Below are 17085 nucleotides of genomic sequence, written 5' to 3' on the forward strand. Positions count from 1 at the left end.
GCCCAAAACCACAAGGTGGCAGCCGTTGTTTGCAATGATGGTAGGCATGAAGGCAAATCTTTCCCCCACGCCCCCCCACGCGCCCTCGGCAGGGAAGGGCCTGAGCTGGGCACTGCTGGGCGTGGGCGTCGGCGCTGCGGCCGGATCGCTCTTTGCCGGAAGCGTCTCCGCGCTGGCCGCCTACTTTGCCCGCCGCGTGGTGACCCCCGATGCGGAGCCGGACCAAAGCCTGGAGATCCTCGCACTGGTGCCCACCCCCGAAGGGCAGGACGTGATCCTGTCGGCGGACAAGGATTCCACGGCACCGGGCCGCTACTCGCTGTTCTTCACCGCAGACACCGGCCATGCGCGGCTGGGCGAACCCAAGGGCTATCGGCTCGGGGACGGCACCGTGACCCGGGCCGTGGAAAAAATCTACTTCGGGGACTTGTCGGCCGCGGTGCGCGGACGGCTTTCGGGGATCGTTTACGACTCGCCCGAGGACCTCGGGGCCACCTACGAAGACGTCGAGATCCCGATCCTCGGCGGCCTGGCCCCGGCCTGGTATGTCCCGGGAGACACCCAGGCAGACACCTGGGCCATCTGCGTCCATGGCCGCGGGGCAAACCGCAAGGAGGGGTTGCGCGCACTGCCGGTGTTCGCGGCACTGGGGATCAGCGCGCTGTTGGTTTCCTACCGCAACGACGGGGTGGCCCCCGCGGCGGTCGACGGACGCTACGGACTCGGGGCCACGGAATGGCCCGACATCGAAGCTGCCATCGACCACGCCGTGGCCAATGGCGCCAGGGAGATCCTGCTCTTTGGCTGGTCCATGGGCGGGGCCATCGCCCTGCAGGTGGCCGACAGGTCCCGGCAGGCACGGAAGATCGGCGCCCTGGTGCTTGACGGGCCGGTGATCAACTGGATCGATGTGCTCTCGCACCAGGCCAAGCGCAACCGCATCCCCGAGGCAGTGGGCGACTTCGGCCAATGGCTGCTGGGCAACAAGGCCGGACGGTGGATTACGGGGCTGGCGGCCCCGCTGGATTTGAAGATCCTGAACTGGGTCGAACGGCACGACCAGTTGCGGGTCCCCACCCTGATCCTGCACAGCGAGGACGACGACTTCGTGCCGATCGGCCCCTCCGAGCAGCTCGCCGCACTGAACCCGCAAATGGTGGGGCTGCGGCGATTCAGCCGGGCCGGGCACACCCGGGAGTGGAACGTGGATCCGCAGCGCTGGGAAGCGGAGGTCACCGCCTTCGTCCGGGGCGTGTTGGAGGCCCCGCGTCCCGGGGACAACGCGGCGGGCCTGGAATAGGCCCCCATGCCTGCCCCGCGGCGGATCTCAGTGGCCGGCGATGTGCGCGACCTCTGCCTCGGTCAACCGCTGCAGGTCCGCCGGGGACAGCTCCAGGTCCAGGCCGCGGTGCCCGCCCGAGACGTAGACGGTCTCCAGCGCCATGGCACTGGCGTCAATGATCGTGCGCGAGCGGTTGCGTTGCGCCAGCGGGGAGATGCCGCCCACCACGTACCCGGTGCGCCGCTCGGCCACGGCCGGGTCGGCCATCTCCACCTTCTTTAGCCCCAGGGTCGTGGCCATGGCCTTGAGGTCCAGTGATCGGTTCACGGGAATGATGCCAACCGCCAACGCCGCGGACCCCGGTTCCCCGGTGGACACCAGCAGCGTCTTGAACACCCGGGCCGGGGGCACCCCGATGGCCTCGGCGGCTTCCATTCCGTAGTTGGCCGCGGCCGGATCATGGGTGTAGGAGTGCACGGTGTAGGACACCGCCTCGCGGTCCAGCAGCGTGGTCGCGGGAGTCCCGGTGGAATGCGTATTCTTCTTCTTGGACATGGGCTTTCGGGATCCTCCTTTAACGGGGCTTGGGCGCCGGCATGTGCCGGCGCCCAAGCATCGTAATTGCTTGCGGCTTAGGAGCCGGCAGCGGCAACCCGCTCGCTGACCTGTCGCTTGATACGGGCAAGCATGGCAGTCATGCCACGCAAACGCAATGGCGTCAGGGCCCGGGTCAAGCCCAGCAGGTTGGGCATGTCGTCGGGGACGGCCAGCACCGCCGCGGCGGGCAGCCCGTCGAGTCCCTGGTGCAGCACCGAGGCGAACCCGCGGGTGGTGGGCGCCTGCGGGGGAGCGGAGAAGAACAACGACACCTTGTGCTCCCCGGCCGGCTCGACCTCGATGTTCAGGAACAACGGGGTCTGGCACTCCACGACCTGCTCCAGCAGGTCCGGGTGCTCGGCCAGGCGCGCCGGAAGCTCGGGCAGTTCCTCGGAAAAGTCCAGCAGCATCTCCAGACGCTCCTGCTCCGTGACGGACTGGAAGTCCTCGACGATCTCGGCCAGGGCCCGGGGCATCTCACCCATGCGGCTAGGCCCCGATTCCTGCGGGAACGGCGCCGGGCTCGATGCCCTTCACGATGGGAACGCGCACGGCGTTGCCCCACTCGGTCCAGGACCCGTCGTAGTTGCGCACGTTCTCGAAGCCGAGCAGGAACTGCAGGGCAAACCAGGTGTGGCTCGAGCGCTCGCCGATGCGGCAGTAGGTGATGATGTCATCGCCCGCGGCCAGCCCGGCCTCGTTCAGGTAGATCGCCTCGAGCTCGGCACGGGACTTGAAGGTCCCGTCCTCGGCTGCGGCACGGCCCCACGGAACCGAAGCCGCCGAGGGGATGTGGCCGCCGCGCAGCGTGCCTTCCTCCGGGTATGCGGGCATGTGGGTGCGTTCGCCGGTGTACTCCTCGGTGGAGCGCACGTCGATCATCGGCTTGCCGAAGTGGCCCAGCACCTCGGGCATGAAGGCGCGGATGACCGAATCGTCGCGTTCGATGACCGGGTAGCTGGTGGTGGCAACGACCGGCTTCTCGCGGGTCAATTCACGGCCCTCGGCGATCCACTTGTCGCGGCCGCCGTCGAGCAGGCGGACGTCCTCGTGGCCGAAGAGGGTGAAGACCCACAACGCATAGGAGGCCCACCAGTTGGACTTGTCGCCGTAGATGACCACGGTGGAATCGCGGCCGATTCCCTTGGCTGCCATCAGCGCGGCGAAGCGCTCGCCGTCGACGTAGTCGCGGGTGTCCTCGTCGTTCAGCTCGGTGTGCCAGTCGACCTTGACCGCTCCGGGAATGTGGCCCGTGTCGTACAGCAGGATGTCCTCGTTGGATTCGAGGACCACCAGGCCATCGGTGGACAGGTTGGCCGCCAGCCAATCGGTGGACACCAGCCGTTCCGGGTGGGCATAGTCGGCAAATGAAGGATTGGAGTCGATGGGCAGGCTCATTTTTATAGACCTCGCAACAAGAAAAATGGGGGATGGTGCTGTTTCCAGCCTAGCCACCGTGCGCGCCTCGGGCAGTGCGAAGGAGTCATTCAACGCCATATTTCGCTTCAAGCGTCCGCAATTGCGCTATAAGCGACCGGCGCCACTGCTCCCATTTAGGGGATGCCCGAGGTCTGGGCATAAAATGGCTGGGGCGTGTCTCCGCGCCAAAAACGCCCGTCACAGCCTTCCGAAGACCTAAGGACCGTCCAGCCGTATGGCCACGATTACTAATCTTTCCCAACGGACCCCCACGGTCTCCATCGACGATCTTCTCGCCGGCTTCCACCCGTCGTACCGTTTCGGCGAGGTTTCCTTCGAGACCTACCGTCCGGACCCGGCCTGGCCCACCCAGGCCGAGGCGGTCACCAAGCTCAGGGGCTTCGCCTCGACGATTGGCAAGTCCAAGGGTGGTTTCCTCTCCAACCTCTTCGGCAAGAAGAAGGTCGAGAAATCGGGGATGTACCTGGACGGAGGGTTCGGGGTGGGCAAGACCCACCTGCTGGCCTCGCTGTGGCACCTGGCCCCGGGCCGCAAGGCCTTCGGGACCTTCGTCGAATACACCAACCTCGTCGGTGCGCTCTCCTTCCGCCAGGCGGTCGACGTGCTGAGCAGCTACTCGCTGGTGTGCATCGACGAATTCGAACTCGATGACCCGGGGGACACCGTGCTGATGTCGCGCCTGATGCGCGAGCTCTCGGATGCCGGAGTGAAACTGGCTGCCACCTCCAACACGCTGCCCGGCGCCCTGGGCGATGGACGTTTTGCCGCGGTGGACTTCCAGCGCGAGATCAAGGTGCTCGCCGAGCAGTTCGATGTGCACCGCGTTGACGGGGTGGACTTCCGCCACCGCGGCCTGCCCGACGCTCCGACGCCGCTGGACGATGCCGCCATCGAGGAATTCGCCACCGAACGATACGGCGACAAGACCTATGCGATTGACGAGTTCGCGGACCTGGTCGCACACATGTCCAAGGTCCATCCCAGCCGCTACCGCGCCCTGCTGGGCGATGTCGACGTGCTGGTGCTGCACAACGTGGAGACCATCACCGAGCAGGCCGTTGCACTGCGCTTTGTGGTGTTGGCCGACCGGCTCTATGACAAGGACGTGCCCATCGTTGCCTCCGGCAAGCCCTTCTCCGAGCTGTTCACCCCGGAGATGATGGCCGGCGGCTACCAGAAGAAGTACTTCCGTGCCGTGTCCCGACTCACCGCGCTGGCCCGCGAGGGCCAGACCGGCGAGCCCGCGCTTTAGGCAGCAGCAACGCAGAAAGGCCGTGGCCGTCCCGGCTCCCGCAAGCCTCTTGGCTTGGCGGGGGAGCGGGAGCGGGGCACTGCCTTTTTCACGCCCGGGGACCGGGGGTGTCAGTGGCGTTTGCGCTCGATCAGCAGGCGCAGGGCCAACCCGGCAAGCAGTGCCCAGAAGGCCCCGCCGATCCCGGCGAAGCTCAGGCCCGAACCGGCAATCAGGAAGGCCACCAGGGAACTCATCCGGCTCGTCGGATCCGACAGCGCCGAGGATGCGGAGGCTCCCAGGGTGCCCAGCAGCGCCAGGCCTGCTGCGGCTTCCAGCAGCCCCTCCGGGCTCGCGGTGGCCAGCGCGGTGATCGCGGCCGAGGCCAGGCCCAGCACGATGTAGAACCCGCCGGATGACACCGCGGCGATCCAGCGCCTGGCTCGGTCCTCCCCGGCCTCATCCCCGGCGGCCAGGGCCGCGGAAATCGCGGCGAGGTTGATGGCGTGCCCGCCAAAGACTGCAGCGGCTGCGCTGCCGATGCCGGTGGAGAGCATCGAGGCCCGCCACGGGGTTTGAAAATCGAAGCTGGCCAGCACTGCCACGCCGGGCACATTCTGCGAAGCCATGGTGACCACGAACAGTGGCAACGTGATGGCCGTGAATGCCTCGAGGCTGAATGCCGGTGCCGTGAACTGGAGCGTGGGCAGCAACTCGCCCATGACACCGGTGGCCCCGGCTTGCGCCATGGAGAACCCGGCGATGCCCAGGGCCGCGGCCATGGCCGCGGGCACGGCCCAGCGGGGGCTCAGGCGCAGGAACACGAGCCAGACCACGATGACCGGCGCGACATACAGCGGGATGGTGGACAGCGCCACGAAGGGAGCCAGGCAGAGCTTGAGCAGCACACCGGCCAGCATGGCCTGGGCAAGGGAAACCGGGATGGCTGCCAGCAACCTGCCCAGCCAGGGGATGGCGCCGGTTGCGGCAATCAGCACCCCCGTCATGAGGAAGGCCCCGACGGCTTGGTCCCACCCGAAGTTCACGGTGGCAGCCCCGGCGAGCAATGCTGCTCCGGGGGTAGACCACGCGGTGGTGATCGGTCGTTTGGTGAACCAGGCCAAGCCCACGGCACATATGGCCAGGGCTATGGTCAGGGCGAAGAGCCCCGACGCCGCTTGGGCGTCGGTGGCGCCGACGGCCTTGAGCCCGGTGAGCACGACGGCAAACGAAGAGGTGTAACCGACCAAGGCCGTCACCAGTCCCGCCATGATCGGTTGCGCAGGCGAGGTCTTGGTCGAAAGGCGGGGTGGTGCTGTGGGTCTCAATGTGTATCTTTCCGTGCAAACGACAGGTGCCGGTCCCGCCTCACGGCGGTACCGGCACCCGTTTGTCGTGCCTAGGGCAAATGACCTAGTGAACCAGGCTGGAACCTAGACGGTAGGTGTACCGCCGTCGCCTTCATCCTTGTTGAGGAGGCCCTTTGCGCCGTCCTGAACCTTGTCGACGTGCTCGGCGAACTTGCCGCCGGTCTTTTCGTCGATGAAGTCGCCGGCGTTATCGATGGCCTCACCGATTTTGCCCGAGTTTTCGTGAATCAACCCGGCCGCCTTGTCCTTCAGTCCTTCGGCCTTGCCCTTCAGCTCGTCAAAAATAGACAAAAGGCACCTCCTCTCAATCGTGGGGGCCAGGAAAGCCCCCGTCTGTGAGTCATCCTATGCCGAGTCGATGGCGTTTCAAGGGCATTTGTGTGACTTTTTGAAGATATTCGTGCTGACCACGTCCGATCAGTGCGCGAACGCTTGGATCGGGCGCATGGTGCCCCTCTAGGGCATCCGAATAGTCGCGTGCGACTTTCACCAATCCAAACTCATCGAATGCCAGGACCGTGCATCCCGACACCGTTGTGGGTTGGTCCCTGATGTATATGACGACCCAGTACTCAACAGACGCGGTGCCTCCCTCAACCACCGGATCGGCGAACCAGGTTTTCGCGGGTTTGGTCTCTTCAGCGAAGCATTCAACCAAGTAGCTGCGCAGGCCGCTGCGTCCATGAAATGGCTGGAACATCGACGCCCAGTGTTCACCTTCGTCAGCCTGAAGGTTGACGATCGCTTCCACGTCTTTGCGCGGCCAGGCGCTGGCCCATGTATTCGCCCAACGTTGGGCAGCCTCGAAAGCCTGCATTTGGGTTTCCTTCTGGCATCGACAACCGGTCGCGCGAAAATTTCGGCCCGGAACGGCAGGGCAACTCAAAGTATGGCAGGTGAAATCGTGGTTAAACACGTAGGTCGCGTGGTTTGGAAAACCACGCGACCTACGAATTGGAGTGGACAACGAGGTTCGAACTCGCGACCTCAACCTTGGCAAGGTTGCGCTCTACCAGCTGAGCTATGTCCACATTGGCAATCAATACTAACAGTATAGATCGTCGTGGGCGATACTGGGATCGAACCAGTGACCTCTTCCGTGTCAGGGAAGCGCGCTACCGCTGCGCCAATCGCCCGTGATGGGTACTGCACCTGAACTATAGCGTGGATCTTCGTTCCGAAGAACAAGTGCCAGATCCGCCGTCATTTTCATTCCGGTACTGCGGTGCCTTCCTTTCGGAAGACTCAAAGAAATATGGACCCCTCTTCCATGGAATTGAGGTCCATTTCTTCAGAGTGGACAACGAGGTTCGAACTCGCGACCTCGACCTTGGCAAGGTCGCGCTCTACCAGCTGAGCTATGTCCACGTGAAAAACCGACGCACTAGGTGCGGGTTCTTCGTGGGCGATACTGGGATCGAACCAGTGACCTCTTCCGTGTCAGGGAAGCGCGCTACCGCTGCGCCAATCGCCCATACTGCTGCATCATGTTACTACGAGGTGGGGACGGGATTCGAACCCGCGTAAACGGCTTTGCAGGCCGGTGCCTCGCCTCTCGGCCACCCCACCATAACCAATCGGAAATAACCGTTTGGTTTGATCGGCAAGCCGATCCGGTGAATCTAATGCGAGTGGACAACGAGGTTCGAACTCGCGACCTCGACCTTGGCAAGGTCGCGCTCTACCAGCTGAGCTATGTCCACATGAAAGAAGCGCAATCCGCCTGGAATGTTTCCGTTCCGTTTGGCTGCGTTCCAACGAGTAAAAACTCTATACGACGTTTCCCTAAAGTTCCAAATCGGCGCATTCCAGGCCCGACTTTCAGCGAAGATCCTTGTGATCCCGGGGTTTCGGACTGGCCCGGAAAAGTCGGCAACCGACGAAACGTCGCCGGAGCGTGGAAAAATCTTCCCTATGACTTCCCCAGCGCTGGCCCAGCAAACGGATTTTGGGCGCATGTATGCCAGAAAAATCGGCGACCTTCCGGAGGTTCCCTCCATCACGACCGTCATCGGACAGGAAAAAATGAGCCTGGATGGTTGGATAGGTCACATGGCCGCCACCGCCGTGGTGCAGGACCCCCGGCTGGGGGAGGCCGTCGGCAACTCCGCCAAGCTCAAGGCCCTGGCGCGTCAGGCTTCCAATGCCGCCGCCGACTACCGGGATGGTGCCGCGGCCCGTGGCGACCGCGTGCACCAGTACTGCGAACAGATAGCCCTGCGGGCCATGGGCAAGCCGCACCAGGCGGCCGAAGCGCGCGAAGCCTTGTCGACCAACGGCGAGGAGGGCTTCGCCGGCCGCTTCGACGACTGGTGGGACACCTACCAGGTGCAGCCCCTGGCCGCGGAAGTCACCGTGTGGAACTCCAGCGTCGGCTACGCCGGCACACTGGACCTGGTCGCCACCATCGGCCGGCGGCTGTGCCTGATCGACTACAAGACCCGGGGTACCGGCCGGGACGGGCGGGTCAAGCCGCTGGATCCGAAGGTCGTCATGCAGCTGGCGGCCGGCGCCAAGGCCGAGGAAATGGTCGTTGATCCCGCCGCCGGGACCTGGGAACCGTGGAAATACTCACAGGACCCCATGCTCTTGGGCGTGGCCATTGGCCAGACAGAGGTGCAGACGGTGATGGCCAATCCGGACGTCCTGCCCGCGTACTGGTCGAAGTTCTGGTCCTTGCGACAGGTCTGGGGAGCCACCCAAAAAGTCAGCAATGCCGGGATCGCGCTGCACGAAGTGGGCCCGCCCCCGCCGCCTGCGAAGTAGCCCTGTCGGTAGACTGTTCAGCGGGGGACCGGCGCGCACCTTGTGGATTCGGTCGCGCACGCCCCAACCATCCACAGCACATTGCCGGAACCCCGCCGGCCGAAGGGAGATGCGACCGCATGGCCGTCTTAGGCATTCGCATTGTTGGCGACCCGATCCTCAGGACCCGCGCAGACGAGGTCACTGAATTCGGGCCGGAGTTGCGCAAGCTCGTGGCAGACATGGACGAAACCATGGAAAACGTCGAAGGTGCAGGCCTCGCCGCACCCCAGGTCGGCGTCTCGCTGCGGGTCTTCACCTACCAGATCGCCGGAAAGCGCGGGCACATGGTCAACCCGGTGCTTGAGCTCGGCGAGGACTTCCAGGACGACGTGGTCGAGGGCTGCCTGTCGATCCCGGGCCTGGGCTACCCGGTGCGCCGCCGCCAATGGACCCGCGCCACCGGGGTCGACGTGGACGGAAACCCCGTGGTGGTGGAGGGCGAGGGATTCCTGGCCCGCTGCCTGCAGCACGAGACCGACCACCTGGACGGAATCCTGTACATCGACCGGCTTGAGGGCGAGCTGAAGAAGGACGCCTTCCGCAGGCTTCGCGACTCCAGCTACAACCAGGTTGCGGCAAGCACCGTGACCAAGCGAAGCTCGGCCCTGGGCTCCAGCTTCGGCGCCGGTGCAAGCTTCGGGAACCCGTCATGAGGGTCCTGTTCGCCGGCACCCCGCAGGTCGCCGTGGCCTCCCTTGACCAGCTGGTGAACGACGGCTTCGACGTCGTGGCCGTGCTCACCCGCGAGGACGCCCCGGTGGGGCGCAAGCGCGTGATGACCCCGTCCCCGGTCGCCGCCCGGGCCGCCGAGCTGGGCATCGAGATCATCCACGCCAACCGCATTGACGAGACAACCCAGCAGCGCATCGCCGCGCTGGAGGCCGACATCGCCGCGATCGTGGCCTATGGCGGGCTGGTCCCCGAAAAGGCGCTGGGCATTCCCCGCCTGGGCTGGGTCAACCTGCACTTCTCGCTGCTCCCGGCCTGGCGCGGAGCCGCCCCGGTGCAGCACTCGATCATGGCCGGGGACGACATCACCGGAGCCGTGACCTTCCAGCTGGAAAAGGGCCTGGACACCGGCCCGGTCTTCGGCACGTTGACCGAGGCAATCGACCCTGCCGACACCGCCGGGGACCTGCTTGGCAGGCTCGCGGTCTCCGGATCGGTGCTGCTGTCCCAGACGCTCTCGGGCCTGGACAGCGGAGCCGTGGTGGGCGTGCCGCAGCGGGGCGAATCCAGCTACGCGCACAAGCTCACCCTGGTTGACGGCAAGATCGACTGGAGCGCCCCGGCGTTGGCGATCCGCCGGCGGATCAACGGCACCACCCCCGATCCCGGCGCCTGGACCGAGCTGGACGGGCAGCGGTTCAAGATCGGCCCGGTCTCCCCGGCCGCCGACGTTGACTCCCTGTCGCCCGGCCAGGTGCAGATCACCGGCGGCAAGCAGCCGCGTGTCGTGGTGGGCACCGGCTCGCACGGCGTGGAACTGGCCCTGGTGCAACCACCGGGCAAGAAAATGATGAATGCAGCAGATTGGGCGCGAGGGATTCTCGCGTCCGGAACCGTGGATGAGGTGAAATTCGCATGAGCGAATTCGGGCAGGGACGTTCCGACCGTCCGCGACGCAACGAAACCAACCGCGGCGGTGGCCAGGAACGCCGCGACGATGCCGGCCGCACCCGCAACCGCGGGGGAACCGGGCCACGCAAGTTCAGCGCCTCCGCGCCCTCGGCCCGCAACCGCCGTGCCGACCAGGCCCGGCTGACCGCCTTCGAGGTCCTGCGCGCCGTGGCAGAACACGACGCCTACGCCAACCTGGTGCTCCCTGCCCGGATCCGCGAGCACCACCTGGACCGCCGCGACGCCGGATTCGCCACCGAACTGACCTACGGCGCGCTGCGCGGACAGGGCCTGTACGACGCGATCCTGGCCCGCTGCGTCGACCGCCCGCTGGACGAGCTGGACCCCGCCGTGCTCGACGCGCTGCGCCTGGGAGCCCACCAGCTGCTGGCCATGCGCGTGCCCAACCACGCAGCGCTGGACGAAACCGTCTCCCTGGCCCGCATGGTCATTGGCGCCGGCGCCTCCGGGCTGATCAACGCGGTGCTGCGCAAGGTCTCGCTCAAGGACCTGGACACCTGGAGCGAGGAGCTGGTCGCCGGGATCGCCGACGAAAACGCCGCCGCCGCGCTGGTCCACTCGCACCCCGAATGGATCGTGCGGGCGCTGCGCCAGGCACTGGTCGCCCACGGGCGCGACGCCTCCGAGATCACCGAGCTGCTCATCGCCGACAACCTGGCGCCCGTGGTGAACCTGGTGGCCCTGCCCGGCATCGGCTCGCTGGACGAGGCGCTGGACGCCGGCGCGGAACCCGGAACCCTGGTGGCCGATTCGGCCTACTACCAGGGCGGGGACATCGCCCGCCTGGGCTCCGTGCGCGAAGGCAGCACCCGCGTGCAGGACGCCGGCTCCCAGTTGGTCGCCCGCGCCCTGGCGCAGGTTTCGCTGCCCGAGGGCGGGGAGGACACCTACTGGCTGGATTTGTGCGCCGGCCCCGGCGGCAAGGCCGCGCTGCTGGCCGCACTGGCCGCCGGGCACGGAGCGAAGCTCACCGCCAACGAACCGGCCCAGCACCGTGCCGAGCTGGTTTCCAAGGCCCTGGTGGCCATCGACCCCGACACCTGGATGATCTCGGTCCGTGACGGACGGGAATACGGCGAGGCCGAATACTCCGGTGGATACGACCGGGTCATGGTCGATGCACCATGCTCGGGCCTGGGCGCGCTGCGCCGCCGCCCCGAATCGCGTTGGCGCAAGACCCCGAAGGACGTTGCCGAACTCACCGTGCTGCAGGGCGAGCTGCTCGATGCGGCGCTTTCCGCCGTGCGCGTGGGCGGGGTGGTCGCCTACGTGACCTGCTCGCCGCACCCGGCCGAGACCGTGGCCGTGGTCGATGACCTGCTGTCCCGGAACAAGAACGCGAAGCTGCTGGACACCGGGGCCGCGCTCGAATCCGCCGCGCTGCCGGGATTGGCCTCCGCGGCGCGTCCCGTGGGCGAGGGCAGCACCATCCAGCTGTGGCCGCACATCCACCGCACCGATGCCATGTTCATGGCGCTGTTCACCCGCACCGCCTAGCCACCCGGCGCACCGCCGCCGCGCCCCCGACAGGAGCCAGAAAAGCACATGCGTACCTGCCAGATCAACCCGTCGATCCTTTCCGCGGACTTCACCAACCTGGAGCGCGAACTCACCCGGATCCACACCGCCGACGCGGTGCACGTCGATGTCATGGACAACCACTTCGTGCCCAACCTGACCATCGGCCTGCCGGTGGTCGCGCGGCTGGCCGAGGTCAGCGAGCTGCCGCTGGATGTGCACCTGATGATCAGCGACGTGGACCGCTGGGGGCCGGGCTACGCCGAGGCCGGTGCGGCCTCGGTGACCTTCCACGCCGAGGCCTCCGCCGCACCGGTCAAGCTGGCCCGGGACCTGCGGGCCGCCGGTTCGCGCTCCGCCATGGCGCTGCGCCCGGCAACTCCCATCGAGCCGTACCTGGACATGCTCCCGGAGCTGGACATGGTGCTGCTGATGACGGTGGAGCCGGGGTTCGGCGGCCAGGCGTTCCTGGACCTGGTCCTGCCCAAGATCCGCCGGGCGCGCAAGGCCATCGACGGCACCGGGCTGCCGATCGCCCTGCAGGTCGACGGCGGGGTCACCCGCGAAACGATCCTGCGTGCGGCCGAGGCCGGCGCCGATGTCTTCGTGGCCGGATCCTCGGTGTACGGGACGGCGGATCCCGCCGAAGCGGTGGTCACATTACGAAACCTCGCAGCCGCCACACCGGTTTCCGTGTAATACTAAGAGCTACAACTACACAACGTGCTCCGGGGTCGGTGTAAGTCCGAACCGGCGGTTATAGTCCGCGACCCAAGCCACAAGATCCCTGCGGGGATCCCACGGCCTGGTTGAACTGGTGAAATTCCGGTACCGACAGTTAAAGTCTGGATGGGAGAAGCACGTACACGCAAAACCTGCGCCCTCGCCGGTGCGCAAGGGCAGGACCAGGGAAACCCCAAACGGTTTCCCAGGAACCCGCGGCCCTTGCCCAACGGCTCGGCCATGAAGGTGGAACCGTCGTATAGAACCCCCGGAGCCATCGCGGCTTGACAGGAGGACGATGGATTTTCTGCGGTGGCTCATTGAAGCTTTCAATTCCTACATCACGGTGGGCAGCAGCGCGCTGCTTGTCCGCGAAGTGGTGGGCAACGTCTTCGGACTTGCCTCCGCCCTGGGCGGCATCCGCCGCAAGGTCTGGGCCTGGCCGGTGGGCATCATCGGCAACCTGCTGCTGCTGACGGTATTCCTCGGCAGCATCTTCGGCCACGACCAGACGGCAAACCTGCTGGGCCAGGCCGGACGCCAAATCATGTTCATCGCCGTGTCCTTCTATGGCTGGCAGCGCTGGAAGTCGAGCCGGGAATCCGGCGGCAGCGCCGTGACCCCGCGCTGGGCCACCGGCACCGAACGCATTTCCCTGGCCGTGGTCATGGTCGTGGGCACCGTGGCGCTGACCCCCATTTTCGGGGCCCTGGGATCCTATGAACCGGTGTGGGCGGATGCCTGGACCTTCGTCGGATCGCTCCTGGCCACCTACGGCATGGCCAAGGGCCTGGTCGAGTTCTGGCTGATCTGGGTCATCGTCGACGTGGTCGGGGTGCCGCTGCTCTTCAGCGCCGGTTACTACGCCAGCGCCTTCATGTACCTGTTCTACGGCTGCTTCACGCTGGTCGGGTTCTTCATCTGGTGGAAGGCCAAGAACGACTCCAAACCCAGCATCGAGACCGAAATGCCCGATCCCACGGTGAAGGTGAGTCTCTGATGGAATCCTCACGCGCAACCGCAGCCATGCGGCTTTCCCTGGAACTGGCCCGCCGCGGCACCCGGGGTGCGAACCCGCTGGTCGGCGCCGTCATCGTCGATGCCGAAGGCACGATCCTGGCCACCGGCTACCACCGTGGCGCAGGCACCCCGCACGCCGAGGCCGACGCCCTGAACCGCCTGGGTCCCCTCGACCCGGCCGCGGCTCACGCCGCCACCATGGTGGTGACCCTCGAACCGTGCAACCACACCGGCCGCACCGGGCCCTGCTCGCGGGCCATCGTCGATGCCGGCATCGGCAACGTCGTATTCGCCGTCACCGACGGCGGCAAGGACTCCGGCGGGGGAGCGGCAACGCTGCGGGCGGCCGGGGTCGAGGTCAGCCAGGGGCTGCTGGAAACCGAAGCCACCGAGCTGAACCACCGCTGGTTCGCCGCCCGGGCCGCGCAACGGCCCTTCACCACCTTGCACCTGGCCCAGACGTTGGACGGCCGGATCGCTGCGGCGGACGGCACCAGCCAATGGATCACCTCCCCGCGCTCGCTGCTGCACGCCCACGAGGTGCGCGCCCGCGTCGGCGCCATCGTGGTGGGCACCGGCACCGTGCTGGCCGACAATCCGCGCCTCAACGCCCGCAACGAACACGGCGAACCCTTCGAGCACCAGCCCCGGCGCATCGTCATGGGCCTGCGCGACATCCCCGCCGACGCGGCACTGAGGGCCGACGGGAACTGGGAACAGGTCCGCACCCGCGACCCCCACCAGGTCCTGGCGCTGATTGCCTCCCGCAGCATCGACCACGTGCTGCTCGAGGGCGGGGCCTCGATCGCCACCGCATTCCTGGCCGCCGACCTGGTCGATGAGATCTTCCTCTACCAGGCACCCATCTTCCTGGGCGCGGGCCGCGGCTCCGTCGGGGAGCTGGGCATCGAGACCCTCTCGGCGGCCCGGGCCTTCCGCCTCGATCCCGTCGACGGCGAGGCCGTGCGCATCCTGGGCCCCGACACCCTTACCCACCTTGAACCCATGCCAACGGGCACCGGCACACTCTAAGGAACCAACACATGTTCACCGGAATCATCAGCGGCATGGGCCGCATCGAAGCCATTGAATCCTCCCCGGAAACCGACTCGGTCATCCTGCGCATCAGTGCGCCGAACCACACCGAGAACCTGGAACTGGGCGGGTCCCTCGCCGTCAACGGCGTCTGCCTGACCGCAACCTCCATCGCCGGGGACACCCTGTCCCTGGATGTCATGGGCGAGACCCTGCGCCACACCACCATCGGCGCCCTGGCCCAGGGCGAGGGCATCAACCTGGAACGCTGCGTGCAGGCCGGCGGGCGGCTGGACGGCCACGTCGTCCAGGGCCACGTCGACGGCGTCGGGCACCTGCTCGAGCACGAGTCCCTCGGGGCCTGGGACCGCTTCCGCTTCTCCATCCCCTTCGAATTGGCCCGGTACGTGGCCAAGAAGGGTTCCATCGCCATCGACGGCATCTCGCTGACCGTCACCGAGGTCTCGGCGGCCAGCGCGAACCAGCAGTGGTTCGAGGTCGGGATCATCCCCACGACCCTGCGCGAAACCACCCTGGGCCAACGCGTGCCCGGCTCCGCGGTCAACCTCGAGGTCGACGTCATGGCCAAGTACGCAGAGCGCCTGGCCTCCTTCAACACCACCGAAAGCAGCGCATCATGAGCACCGATCCCATCCGCCTGGATTCCATCGACGCGGCCATCAGCGCCATGGCCGCCGGCCAGGCCGTCGTGGTGGTCGACGACGCCGACCGCGAGAACGAGGGCGACATCATCTTCGCCGCCGAGTTCGCCACCCCCGAACTGATGGGCTGGACCATCCGCCACAGCTCCGGTGTGGTCTGCACCCCGATGGATTCGGACCGCGCCGACGCCATGGGCCTGCCGCCCATGGTGGAAGACAACCAGGACGCCAAGGGCACCGCCTACACGGTCTCCTGCGACGCGGCACACGGGGTCAGCACCGGCATCAGCGCCGCCGACCGCGCCCTGACCTCCCGCATCCTGGCCGATCCGGCCTCCGGACCGGAACTGATCACCCGCCCGGGCCACATCTTCCCGCTGCGTGCCGTCGCCGGCGGGGTGCTGGTGCGCCGCGGGCACACCGAGGCCAGCGTCGACTTGTGCAAGGCCGCCGGCCTGGAACCGGTCGGGGTCATCGCCGAGCTGGTGCACGACGACGGATCGATGATGCGCCTTCCTGCGTTGCGCGAGTTCGCCGATTTGTGGAACCTCCCGCTGGTCAGCATCGAGGACCTGGCCGCCTGGCGCGCCACCTCCGACGCAGAGCCGGCCGTGGGCACCAGCGCGGCGGCCGTGCAGGGCGGGCCCGAAGTCAGGGTCCCCACCCCGCACGGGGAGTTCATGGTCCGCGCCTGGCGCGAACGAAGCAGCGGCAATGAGCATCTTTCGCTCAGCGCCACCGGCCCGGACGGCACCATGCCGCTCGAACCGCTGGTGCGCGTGCACTCCGAATGCCTCACCGGGGACGTCTTCGGATCCTACCGCTGCGATTGCGGCGAACAGCTGGCCGCCGGACTCGAGGCCATCAACGAATTTGGCGGGGTGCTGGTCTACCTTCGCGGCCACGAGGGCCGCGGCATCGGGCTGGCCAACAAGATCCGCGCCTACGCGCTGCAGGACGGCGGTGCCAACACCGTGGCCGCCAACGAGCAGCTGGGCCTGCCGGTCGACGCCCGGAACTACGATGCGGCAGCGGCCATCCTGCACGCGCTGTCAATTCGCCGCGTCCGGCTGATCACCAACAACCCGTTGAAGGAAGAATGGCTGGAGAGCGCCGGTATTGCCGTCACCGAGCGCGTCCCCACCCGGGTGGCGGCACGGCCCGAAAACCTTGAGTACCTGCGCACCAAGCAAAACCTGATGAACCATTCACTGCAATTGCCAACCACCGAAAACACCAACCCAGGAGTGAAATCATGAGCGGACACGGAGCACCCCTCGTCGGAGCAAACGAACTGGCAGCGGCGGGCGAGGCCGGCATGCGCGCGGTCATCGTCGCGGCCAGCTGGCACACCCAGATCATGGACGGACTGGTGGACGGTGCCCTGCGCGCCGCCGCCGACGCCGGGATCCAGACCCCCGAGGTCATCCGCGTGCCGGGCACCTTCGAGCTTCCGGTGGCCGCTTCGCGCCTGGCCCACTCCTACGACACCGTCATCGCGCTGGGTGTCGTCATCCGTGGCGGCACCCCGCACTTCGACTTCGTCTGCCAGGGCGCCACCATGGGCCTGACCGATGTGTCCGTGCGCACCGGCGTGCCGGTCGGCTTCGGCGTGCTGACCTGCGACACCGAGGAGCAGGCCATCGCCCGTGCGGGCCTGGAAGGCTCCGTCGAGGACAAGGGCTACGAAGCCATGAGCGCCGGTCTGCAGACAGCCCTGGCGCTGACCCGCCGCTAAGGCCGCTGGCCTGGCACCGC

Annotated in this window: 18 protein-coding genes, 6 tRNA genes and 1 riboswitch; of the genes, 12 read left to right on the forward strand and 12 right to left on the reverse strand. The window is 66.9% G+C overall.

Translation table 11 applies throughout. From position 1 onward, the window contains the following. Positions 1-46 precede the first annotated feature (46 nt). The gene (locus J2T21_RS11660; protein ID WP_307581537.1) at positions 47-1300 is read left to right on the forward strand and encodes an alpha/beta hydrolase; all 1254 of its coding nucleotides are present in this window, start codon (positions 47-49) and stop codon (positions 1298-1300) included. A gap of 27 nt (positions 1301-1327) precedes the next feature. Here the strand turns inward: J2T21_RS11660 and ybaK are convergent, their stop codons facing one another. The 3 genes from ybaK to J2T21_RS11675 form a co-directional block, all read right to left on the reverse strand. Continuing rightward, a complete protein-coding gene (ybaK, locus tag J2T21_RS11665; protein ID WP_307581538.1) occupies positions 1328-1837 on the reverse strand; it encodes a Cys-tRNA(Pro) deacylase in 510 nt (169 codons plus the stop codon). Between the two features lie 77 nt (positions 1838-1914). Continuing rightward, entirely contained in the window at positions 1915-2355 is a 441-nt protein-coding gene (locus J2T21_RS11670) for a SufE family protein (protein WP_307581611.1), read from the reverse strand. Between the two features lie 13 nt (positions 2356-2368). Continuing rightward, the gene (locus J2T21_RS11675; RefSeq protein WP_307581539.1) at positions 2369-3277 is read right to left on the reverse strand and encodes a sulfurtransferase; all 909 of its coding nucleotides are present in this window, start codon (positions 3275-3277) and stop codon (positions 2369-2371) included. A 256-nt stretch (positions 3278-3533) separates the two neighbouring features. Between J2T21_RS11675 and zapE the strand changes: the two genes are divergently transcribed. Next, a complete protein-coding gene (zapE, locus tag J2T21_RS11680; RefSeq protein ID WP_307581540.1) occupies positions 3534-4571 on the forward strand; it encodes a cell division protein ZapE in 1038 nt (345 codons plus the stop codon). Positions 4572-4681: 110 nt separating this feature from the next. Here the strand turns inward: zapE and J2T21_RS11685 are convergent, their stop codons facing one another. The 9 genes from J2T21_RS11685 to J2T21_RS11725 form a co-directional block, all read right to left on the reverse strand. After that, positions 4682-5878 carry a benzoate/H(+) symporter BenE family transporter gene (locus tag J2T21_RS11685; RefSeq protein WP_307581541.1) on the reverse strand — a complete coding sequence of 399 codons (1197 nt, stop codon included), beginning with the start codon at positions 5876-5878 and terminating at the stop codon, positions 4682-4684. 105 nt (positions 5879-5983) lie between these two features. After that, positions 5984-6211: an antitoxin gene (locus J2T21_RS11690; RefSeq protein ID WP_083410985.1), complete on the reverse strand. Its 228-nt coding sequence runs from the start codon at positions 6209-6211 to the stop codon at positions 5984-5986. A 49-nt stretch (positions 6212-6260) separates the two neighbouring features. Then, positions 6261-6737 carry a nuclear transport factor 2 family protein gene (locus J2T21_RS11695; protein WP_307581542.1) on the reverse strand — a complete coding sequence of 159 codons (477 nt, stop codon included), beginning with the start codon at positions 6735-6737 and terminating at the stop codon, positions 6261-6263. 138 nt (positions 6738-6875) lie between these two features. After that, positions 6876-6951: transfer RNA gene (locus J2T21_RS11700), tRNA-Gly, on the reverse strand. Positions 6952-6984: 33 nt separating this feature from the next. Continuing rightward, positions 6985-7056: transfer RNA gene (locus J2T21_RS11705), tRNA-Val, on the reverse strand. Positions 7057-7215: 159 nt separating this feature from the next. Next, positions 7216-7288 (reverse strand) — tRNA-Gly (locus J2T21_RS11710). A 34-nt stretch (positions 7289-7322) separates the two neighbouring features. Next, positions 7323-7394, reverse strand: a tRNA-Val gene (locus tag J2T21_RS11715). A 24-nt stretch (positions 7395-7418) separates the two neighbouring features. Then, positions 7419-7489, reverse strand: a tRNA-Cys gene (locus tag J2T21_RS11720). Positions 7490-7550: 61 nt separating this feature from the next. After that, a tRNA-Gly gene (locus J2T21_RS11725) sits at positions 7551-7623 on the reverse strand. Between the two features lie 211 nt (positions 7624-7834). On the opposite strand from J2T21_RS11725, the gene J2T21_RS11730 reads away from it, so the two are divergent. The 10 genes from J2T21_RS11730 to ribH all read left to right on the forward strand — a co-directional run bounded on the left by J2T21_RS11730 (position 7835) and on the right by ribH (position 17065). Beyond that, complete coding sequence (locus tag J2T21_RS11730; RefSeq protein WP_307581543.1) at positions 7835-8686, forward strand: cytochrome; 852 nt, start codon at positions 7835-7837, stop codon at positions 8684-8686. 119 nt (positions 8687-8805) lie between these two features. Then, complete coding sequence (def, locus tag J2T21_RS11735; protein ID WP_307581544.1) at positions 8806-9381, forward strand: peptide deformylase; 576 nt, start codon at positions 8806-8808, stop codon at positions 9379-9381. Continuing rightward, positions 9378-10316, forward strand: a complete 939-nt coding sequence (gene fmt / locus J2T21_RS11740) for a methionyl-tRNA formyltransferase (protein WP_307581545.1) — start codon at positions 9378-9380, stop codon at positions 10314-10316. The genes def and fmt overlap by 4 nt, the downstream gene beginning before the upstream one ends. Then, the gene (locus tag J2T21_RS11745; RefSeq protein WP_307581546.1) at positions 10313-11866 is read left to right on the forward strand and encodes an RsmB/NOP family class I SAM-dependent RNA methyltransferase; all 1554 of its coding nucleotides are present in this window, start codon (positions 10313-10315) and stop codon (positions 11864-11866) included. Before fmt ends, J2T21_RS11745 begins: the two co-directional genes overlap by 4 nt. A 48-nt stretch (positions 11867-11914) precedes the next feature. Next, on the forward strand, positions 11915-12586 hold the full coding sequence (gene rpe / locus J2T21_RS11750; RefSeq protein WP_307581547.1) for a ribulose-phosphate 3-epimerase: 672 nt from the start codon (positions 11915-11917) through the stop codon (positions 12584-12586). Between the two features lie 21 nt (positions 12587-12607). Beyond that, a riboswitch (FMN riboswitch) is annotated at positions 12608-12752 on the forward strand. 156 nt (positions 12753-12908) lie between these two features. Further along, positions 12909-13610 (forward strand): nicotinamide riboside transporter PnuC, encoded by a 702-nt coding sequence (gene pnuC / locus J2T21_RS11755; RefSeq protein ID WP_307581548.1) that lies wholly within the window; start codon positions 12909-12911, stop codon positions 13608-13610. Further along, entirely contained in the window at positions 13610-14662 is a 1053-nt protein-coding gene (gene ribD / locus J2T21_RS11760; protein WP_307581549.1) for a bifunctional diaminohydroxyphosphoribosylaminopyrimidine deaminase/5-amino-6-(5-phosphoribosylamino)uracil reductase RibD, read from the forward strand. The genes pnuC and ribD overlap by 1 nt, the downstream gene beginning before the upstream one ends. An 11-nt stretch (positions 14663-14673) precedes the next feature. After that, positions 14674-15306 carry a riboflavin synthase gene (locus tag J2T21_RS11765; RefSeq protein ID WP_307581550.1) on the forward strand — a complete coding sequence of 211 codons (633 nt, stop codon included), beginning with the start codon at positions 14674-14676 and terminating at the stop codon, positions 15304-15306. After that, complete coding sequence (gene ribB, locus J2T21_RS11770) at positions 15303-16586, forward strand: 3,4-dihydroxy-2-butanone-4-phosphate synthase (protein WP_307581551.1); 1284 nt, start codon at positions 15303-15305, stop codon at positions 16584-16586. The genes J2T21_RS11765 and ribB overlap by 4 nt, the downstream gene beginning before the upstream one ends. Next, positions 16583-17065 carry a 6,7-dimethyl-8-ribityllumazine synthase gene (gene ribH / locus J2T21_RS11775; protein ID WP_307581552.1) on the forward strand — a complete coding sequence of 161 codons (483 nt, stop codon included), beginning with the start codon at positions 16583-16585 and terminating at the stop codon, positions 17063-17065. Before ribB ends, ribH begins: the two co-directional genes overlap by 4 nt. Positions 17066-17085: the final 20 nt, after the last annotated feature.

Origin of the sequence: Paeniglutamicibacter psychrophenolicus, from assembly GCF_030812255.1 — a bacterium.
GTDB classification, from domain to species: domain Bacteria; phylum Actinomycetota; class Actinomycetes; order Actinomycetales; family Micrococcaceae; genus Paeniglutamicibacter; species Paeniglutamicibacter psychrophenolicus_A.